Source organism: Priestia endophytica (genome assembly GCF_026790145.1).
GTDB classification, from domain to species: Bacteria; Bacillota; Bacilli; order Bacillales; family Bacillaceae_H; genus Bacillus_I; species Bacillus_I endophytica_A.
On sequence record NZ_JALAMS010000030.1, the window covers coordinates 44,543 to 52,484 of the forward strand.

The 7,942-nt window shown below is 38.1% G+C and carries 6 protein-coding genes; all 6 read left to right on the forward strand.

The annotated features are described in order from the left end of the window. Nucleotides 1-154 precede the first annotated feature (154 nt). The 6 genes from hutU (at nt 155) to MOC86_RS20075 (ending at nt 7,436) form a co-directional block, all read left to right on the forward strand. On the forward strand, nt 155-1,831 hold the full coding sequence (hutU, locus tag MOC86_RS20050) for a urocanate hydratase (RefSeq protein WP_268585766.1): 1,677 nt from the start codon (nt 155-157) through the stop codon (nt 1,829-1,831). After that, on the forward strand, nt 1,831-3,090 hold the full coding sequence (hutI, locus tag MOC86_RS20055; protein ID WP_268585767.1) for an imidazolonepropionase: 1,260 nt from the start codon (nt 1,831-1,833) through the stop codon (nt 3,088-3,090). Before hutU ends, hutI begins: the two co-directional genes overlap by 1 nt. 1 nt (nt 3,091) lies before the next feature. Continuing rightward, nucleotides 3,092-4,063, forward strand: a complete 972-nt coding sequence (locus MOC86_RS20060; protein WP_268585768.1) for an agmatinase family protein — start codon at nt 3,092-3,094, stop codon at nt 4,061-4,063. Between the two features lie 251 nt (nt 4,064-4,314). Beyond that, on the forward strand, nt 4,315-5,622 hold the full coding sequence (locus MOC86_RS20065) for a Glu/Leu/Phe/Val family dehydrogenase (RefSeq protein WP_268585769.1): 1,308 nt from the start codon (nt 4,315-4,317) through the stop codon (nt 5,620-5,622). A 63-nt stretch (nt 5,623-5,685) separates the two neighbouring features. Further along, nucleotides 5,686-5,985: an arginase family protein gene (locus tag MOC86_RS20070; protein WP_268585780.1), complete on the forward strand. Its 300-nt coding sequence runs from the start codon at nt 5,686-5,688 to the stop codon at nt 5,983-5,985. Between the two features lie 119 nt (nt 5,986-6,104). Then, entirely contained in the window at nt 6,105-7,436 is a 1,332-nt protein-coding gene (locus MOC86_RS20075) for an MFS transporter (protein ID WP_268585771.1), read from the forward strand. Nucleotides 7,437-7,942: the final 506 nt, after the last annotated feature.

Here is a 7,942-nt window from a genome sequence, read left to right on the forward strand (position 1 = left end):
TTGGATTATAAGTAAATGCATTTTGAAACTATTTATAAAAATGAGAGTTAAAAAGAATTATTTAGAAATATTTTATAAAAAAATCATTAAATTATAATAAATTATTAGAATTTTTATTATAAACTGAATATAAGCAAATAAGGAGGTAAGAAAAATGAATACGTTTACAAAGAACAAAGTGATACGTTATGAAGGTACTGAATTACATACAAAAGGATGGCAACAAGAGGCCGTACTTCGGATGTTAATGAACAATTTAGATCCTGATGTAGCTGAGCATCCAGAGGAACTTGTTGTATACGGAGGAATTGGGAAGGCAGCCCGAAATTGGGAATCATTTGATGCAATTGTTCAATCTTTGAAAAAGCTAGAAGAAGATGAAACCCTACTTGTTCAGTCAGGAAAACCGGTAGTTATCTTTAAAACCCATTCAGATGCACCACGCGTACTGATTGCAAATTCAAATATTGTACCAGCTTACGCAAATTGGGACACATTTCATGAGCTTGATAAAAAAGGGTTAATGATGTATGGACAAATGACAGCAGGTAGCTGGATTTATATTGGTTCTCAAGGAATTGTGCAAGGAACGTATGAAACATTTGCAGAGCTTGCGAAACAACATTTCAATAATACACTCAAAGGTACTATCACGGTAACCGCGGGTCTTGGCGGTATGGGTGGAGCTCAACCTCTTGCTGTCACGATGAATGGTGGTGTCTGCATTGGTATTGATGTTGATGAGACAAGGATTGACCGACGAATTGAGACTCGTTATACAGATGTGAAAACGGACTCGCTAGATGAAGCAATCCATTTAGCTAAAGAAGCAAAAAAAGAAGGAAGAGCTTTATCAATCGGTCTATTAGGCAATGCCTCTGAACTTTTACCGGAAATGATTGTACGCAATTTTATCCCGGATGTATTAACAGATCAAACATCAGCACACGATCCATTGAATGGATACATCCCTTCAGGAATGTCGCTCGAAGAAGCAGCAGAATTACGAAAATCTAACCCTGAAGAGTACGTGAAACGTTCAAAAGCTTCAATGGCAACACATGTGAAAGAAATGCTTGAGATGATGGAAAAAGGTGCCGTGACGTTCGATTATGGTAACAATATTCGTCAGGTTGCAAAAGATGAGGGCGTAGATAATGCCTTTGACTTTCCTGGATTCGTTCCAGCCTATATCCGTCCGCAATTCTGTGAAGGAAAAGGTCCTTTTCGTTGGGTAGCATTGTCAGGGGATCCTGAAGATATTTATAAAACGGATCAGGCTATCTTACGTGAATTTAGTGATAATGAACATTTATGTAACTGGATTCGTATGGCACAGGAAAAAATTCAATTCCAGGGTCTCCCTTCTCGTATTTGTTGGTTGGGCTATGGAGAGCGTGCTCGTTTTGGAAAAATTCTAAATGATATGGTGGCTAGTGGTGAGTTAAAAGCACCAGTTGTGATTGGACGTGACCACTTGGATTCTGGCTCTGTTGCTTCACCAAACCGTGAAACAGAAGCTATGAAAGATGGATCAGATGTAGTTTCAGACTGGCCAATTTTAAATGCGATGATAAACGCAGTGGGCGGTGCTACTTGGGTATCTGTACACCATGGAGGCGGTGTCGGAATGGGCTATTCTTTACATGCAGGAGTAGTTATTGTGGCAGATGGTACGAAGGAAGCGGAAACACGTATTGAGCGAGTTCTGACAACTGATCCAGGTATGGGGGTAGTACGTCACGCTGATGCGGGATATGAATTAGCAAAGAAAACAGCTCGTGAAAAAGGGATTAACATTCCAATGCTTGATAAAGGGACTGATCAGTAATGACAAAACCAATTTGGATTAAACATGCGACTCAGCTTGCTACGCTTGCAGGTAAAGGAAAAGGTCCGCGCTCACAAGAAGCTATGTCAGAGCTTGGACTCATCGAAGATGGTAGTTTGTGGATAGAAGATGGAACCATTCAGGCTGTTGGTACAACAAATGATCTGGAAAAACGCTATGCAGAGAAATTGCATACAGCGGACGTTGTGGAGGCTTCTAATCATTTAGTTACGCCTGGGCTTGTGGATCCTCATACACATGTTGTGTATGGGGGAAGTCGTGAACATGAGTTTGAAATGCGCCTTGAAGGTGCGACATATATGGATATTATGAACGCGGGTGGAGGGATTCATGCAACAGCCCGTATGACACGAGAGGCAATAGAAGAAGAATTACTAGAACAAACAATGAGTCGTCTCGATTCATTTCTTGCTCATGGAGTTACGATGGTAGAAAGTAAAAGCGGCTATGGCATGAACCTGGAAACTGAGCTTAAACAATTGCGTGTAATGAAAGAATTGCAACAAAAACATGCAATTGATCTTGTACCTACTTTTATGGGAGCTCATGCTGTACCTCCAGAATTTAAAGGAAAAGAAAATGAATTTGTTGATTATTTAATTGATAAGATGCTGCCAATAGTAGCTGAGGAAAACTTGGCTGAGTTTAACGATGTTTTTTGTGAGAAAGGTGTTTTTACCCCTGAGCAGTCGAAACGGATACTAGAAGCCGGAAAAGAATATGGGTTAGTGCCTAAAATACATGCCGATGAAATTGAACCTTATGGGGGAGCTGAGTTGGCTGCAAAAGTAGGAGCGGTCTCAGCTGAGCATTTATTAAAAGCATCAGATGAAGGTATACATGCTATGGCGAAAGCCGGGACTATTGCTTGCTTATTACCAGCTACAGCATTATATCTACGTGAAGAAGCTGCGGCAGGAAGAAAGATGATTGATGCAGGTGTACCTGTAGCTATTTCCACCGACTGCAATCCTGGGTCATCACCGACGACTTCTATGCCTCTTGTTATGAATCTAGCTTGTATTTCGATGAGACTTACTCCAGCAGAAGCCTTGACGGCAGCAACATATAATGCAGCCTGCGCCATTAATCGTCAAGAAAAAGTAGGGTCACTGGAGGTAGGAAAGCAAGCAGATATTGTCTTATGGGATGTTAAAAACTATCAAGAATTACAATATTTATTCGGAGTTAATCATGTCAAGGCTGTATGGAAAAAAGGTGTAAAGGTGGTGGGATAGGGTGAGTGAAAAATGGCTTCAAGCACCTGAATGGTCTTGGAATACATCGAAAGAAGAAACAGCTTACGTTCATCAGTGGATTCAGCCACTTAATGAACTAAGAAGTCTGCCTAACCTGATTATTTACGGAGCGCCAATTTCGAGATCATCAATTAGTGTGTCTGGGGCTTCCCTGTATCCAACGGAATTTCGGAGAATGTGGAAAAGATTTTCCACCTACAACTTGGATGAAAATATCGATTTAACAGCGCTACAAGTAGCGGATGCAGGGGATATTGTAATGCATACGACAGATATCCCTTTATCACATCAACGTATTCAAGAGACATCAGCATATCTTGTGGAACGCTATCCTCACACCATCACATGCATGATTGGCGGTGATCATTCTACAACGGCTTGCGCTGTTCGAGGAATCAAAGAAGTTTGTGAGCAAAAAACCATTGGGATTTTACAACTTGACACGCATCTTGATGTGCGAGATCCGGAGGAATTAGGACCTGCAAATGGAACTCCAATTCGCCAATTAATTGATGGCAATATTGTTAAAGGCCAGGATGTCATCAATATCGGTTTGCATGGTTATTTTAATGCGAAGCCACTTATCGATTATGCCGAGAAACACAACATTCAGGTGGTAACATTAAAACAAGCACGCAGAAAGGGCCTTATCAATACCATTCAAGAAGCGCTCGAACGTCTGTCAGCAAAAGTCGATCTTGTTTATGTCACAGTCGACATGGATGTACTCGATATTTCCGTTGCACCAGGGGTACCAGCATCCACCCCCGGCGGCATGACATCAACTGAGCTGTTTGATGCATTATTAGAAATTGGTAAGCATCCAATTGTTCAGCATATTGATTTTGTTTGTCTAGACCCCACCAAAGATTCACCAGGTGCTGAAACAGTCAAAATCGGGGTATACGCATGGCTGCAGTTTATAACTGGCTATGTTTTACGGTCTAGATAAAGTGATAGACAATTTAGTAAGGAAAGAAAAAAAGACTAAGGTGAATATAAATCCAGATTAATCTGAAAGTATATGTTAGGCAAGAAGAAATATCTCATCCTCTTCTTGCCTTAGCCAAAGTAATGGATTGGAAAATAAAATCGATTGATAATAAGAAATTAGAGCAATTGTTACAGCAATTGCCTTTTTTTATAAAAATAACGCTTCAGAACAATCAATTTAAACAACTTATAAGATAAGAGGTGTAACAAATGAAAGTGGGATCCCCCGTTAAAAGTGATCAAATTCAAGAGCTGGACCATAAGGACCATAAGCAAAGTGGAACGTTAGATTTATTAAATTCAACCCAACTTATTATAAAAGAAGCGGTTCGGAAGTTAGGTTATAACAATAAGATGTATGAATTATTAAAAGAACCAATTAGAACCTTAACGGTGCGTATTCCAGTTCGAATGGATAACGGCTCTATTAAAATTTTCACCGGCTATCGTTCTCAACATAACGACGCTGTGGGTCCTACAAAGGGAGGTGTCCGATTCCATCCTGAAGTAAATGAAGAAGAGGTCAAAGCCTTGTCTATTTGGATGAGTTTAAAGTGTGGCATTGCTAATCTTCCTTACGGAGGAGGAAAAGGAGGAATTATTTGCGATCCAAGGAACATGTCACTTGGGGAATTAGAGAGATTAAGTCGCGGATATGTTCGGGCCATTAGCCAAATCGTTGGTCCGACAAAAGATATTCCAGCCCCTGATGTTTATACGAACTCTCAAATTATGGCGTGGATGATGGATGAGTACAGCCGCCTTCGTGAATTTGACTCTCCTGGATTTATTACAGGAAAACCGATTGTATTAGGGGGATCACAAGGTCGCGAAACGGCAACGGCGCGCGGTGTAACAATTTGCATTGAAGAAGCCGTCAAGAAAAAAGGTATTGAATTACAGGGGGCACGCATTGTGATTCAGGGCTTTGGGAATGCCGGAAGCTTTCTGGCTAAATTTATGCATGAGGCAGGAGCCAAAGTGATTGGGATTTCAGATGCACATGGTGCTCTTTATGATCCAACAGGGCTTGATATTGATTATTTACTTGATCGACGAGATAGTTTTGGGACGGTAACCAATTTATTTACTAATGTTATGACAAATCAAGAATTACTTGAGCAAGAATGTGAAATTCTTGTTCCAGCCGCTATTTCTAATCAAATTACGTTAGAAAATGCCAATCGCATTCATGCATCCATTGTGGTAGAAGCAGCAAATGGACCTACAACCCTAGAAGCTACCAAAATTTTAGATGAAAGAGGTATCCTCCTTGTGCCAGATATACTGGCTAGTGCAGGTGGTGTGACTGTTTCGTACTTTGAATGGGTCCAAAACAATCAAGGATATTATTGGTCAGAAGAAGAAGTAGCTAAAAAGTTGCGAAAAGTAATGATCAATTCCTTTGAAACTATTTATCAAATGTCACAGACCCATGAAGTTGATATGCGTTTAGCTGCATATATGGTCGGAATCAGAAAATCGGCTGAAGCCTCGCATTTCCGAGGATGGGTATAAAATGCAAAATTCCCGGCTCTGATGCAAAGTTAATTATATGACCTTATTTCAAGAAAAGAAGGAATTTCTGCTACAGTTGAAAGAGCCTTGGATGATTTAGCTAAAAAAATAGATGTTACCTATCTGACAGTAGATATGGATGTTCTTGATAGTGCTTATGTACCTAAAGTTCCGGCAAAAAACACAGGATTAATAAGAACAGATGAATTATTTGAATGCGTATACATTACAGATTCATATTCTTTAGTACAGGCAATAGATATTGTATGTTTAGATTCTTTACGTAATAGATCTAGTATCACTGTTAAATCAGGAGTTCATGTAATCTGGAAACTTTCCGTTCGCCTTGTAGAAAGAAAATAAAATGGTAATCATCCACTTTTTCCTATCCTTTTGAAAGTAAAAAACACGTAGTAGTTTATTATAAGATTTCTATCTCAGCAGGAAAAATTAGATTATGAGAGCGAGGAGAGAGATAATTAATGAAAAATAATTATCGTTACTTTATTATCTTCATGATTGTTATTATAACAGTTATAAATTACATAGATAGAGGTGCCCTATCATATGCACAAGCTGAGATTATACAAGAATTCAATTTAGATCCAATAAGCTGGGGAGCAATTCTAGGTTATTTTGGATATGGCTATATTTTTGGAGCACTATTTGGTGGTGCTTTAGCAGATAAGAAAGGACCTAAATTTATGTGGATTCTTGCGGGAACCACATGGTCTATTTTTGAAATAGGAACGATATTCGCTGGTCACTTAGGTGCAACATTTTTTGGTGGTTCTGCGTTGGCAGGTTTTGCGGTATTTCGTGTTTTATTTGGGTTAGCTGAAGGTCCTACATTATCTACAATGAACCGAACAATGGCAAACTGGGTGTCCCCAAAGGAAAAAGGTTTCTCAGTAGCACTTGGTTTAGTTGGTACTCCCATTGGAGCATTAATTACCGCCCCCGTCGTAGTGGGTCTTTTAACATTCACTAATTGGAAAGTAACATTTGTTATTCTTGGCTTACTAGGTTTTATTTGGGTATTAATATGGAGAAAAGTATTTACAAATTTACCTGAAGACCATCCAAAAGTCTCGAAAATTGAACTTCAGAAAATTCGAAGTACGAATGATTTACTAAAAGGTGAAACAAAATTAGAAGAAACAATATCAAACAATGTACCATGGTACTATTTTTTTAAAAATTTTACCTTAACAATGAATGCTATCGGATATTTTGCATTTTTATATGTGAATATCTTATTACTTACTTGGACCCCAAAATATTTACAGGATGAATTTAATTATTCCTTAGCATCTCTTTCATATATAGGTATGATTCCATGGATAGGAGCTATTATTACGGGACTGTTAGGTGGTAAAATTTCAGATAAGTTGCGTGAAAAAACTGGAAATTTGCGCATAGCTAGATCTTGGTTTACGGTAGTTTGCTTGTTTTGTACAGCCATTTGTTTTATGTTAATTCCAACAGTTGAAAGTGCTACAGCAGTACTTTCATTAATGTGTATAGGTAACGCATTTAATTACCTACCAAACTCTATATATTGGACAGTTATTCTTGATACAGAGCCAAATAAAGCAGGAACTTTTGGTGGGGTAACTCACTTTATTGCAAATTTAGCTACTATTATTGCCCCGACGTTAACAGGCAGTCTCGTTGCATCTCACGGATATAATGCTATGTTTACTGCTGCTGCTTTTGCTGTGATAGTTGGAATGGTATCTATGATATTTGTAAAGCCAGGACAACAGGTTCATATGCCAGTAACTCCAACCACAAAAGATCCTACATTATAATAAGTAATTCTTAGAATAAAAAGAGATGACTATACTAAGTAATCTCTCCTTTTCCTTTAGTAAGTATAGTTACGTTATAGGAAGGTAAGTTAAAATGCTTTTTATCTATTTCTTAAACTTGATTTTTATGGATTTGTTTTGTTATAAGAGAGCCAAATATAGATTTTACATCTAGAGTACTTTCTGAACTATATTCTTTCTTGATGTTAAGAAAGGACCACCCTTAAAAGGATACCTCAGGGTAAAGAAAAAGCGAGAACGCGTTGTTATTGAACGGTTTTCGCTTTTTTACTTCTGCCAACATTTTTTATGTTTCTTAGATAGATGAAATAGTATTTTAGAATAAAAACTATCAAAAAATTATAAATATTAAAACTATTATTACATTAGTTTTATGAATGTTTTATATTTATTCCTTACTATACGAGAGCGTAAAATATCTTGTGTAAATGAATAAATACAAAAAGGAAGACCTTTTCTTGTAGAATTAAGTCACCACAACCCAT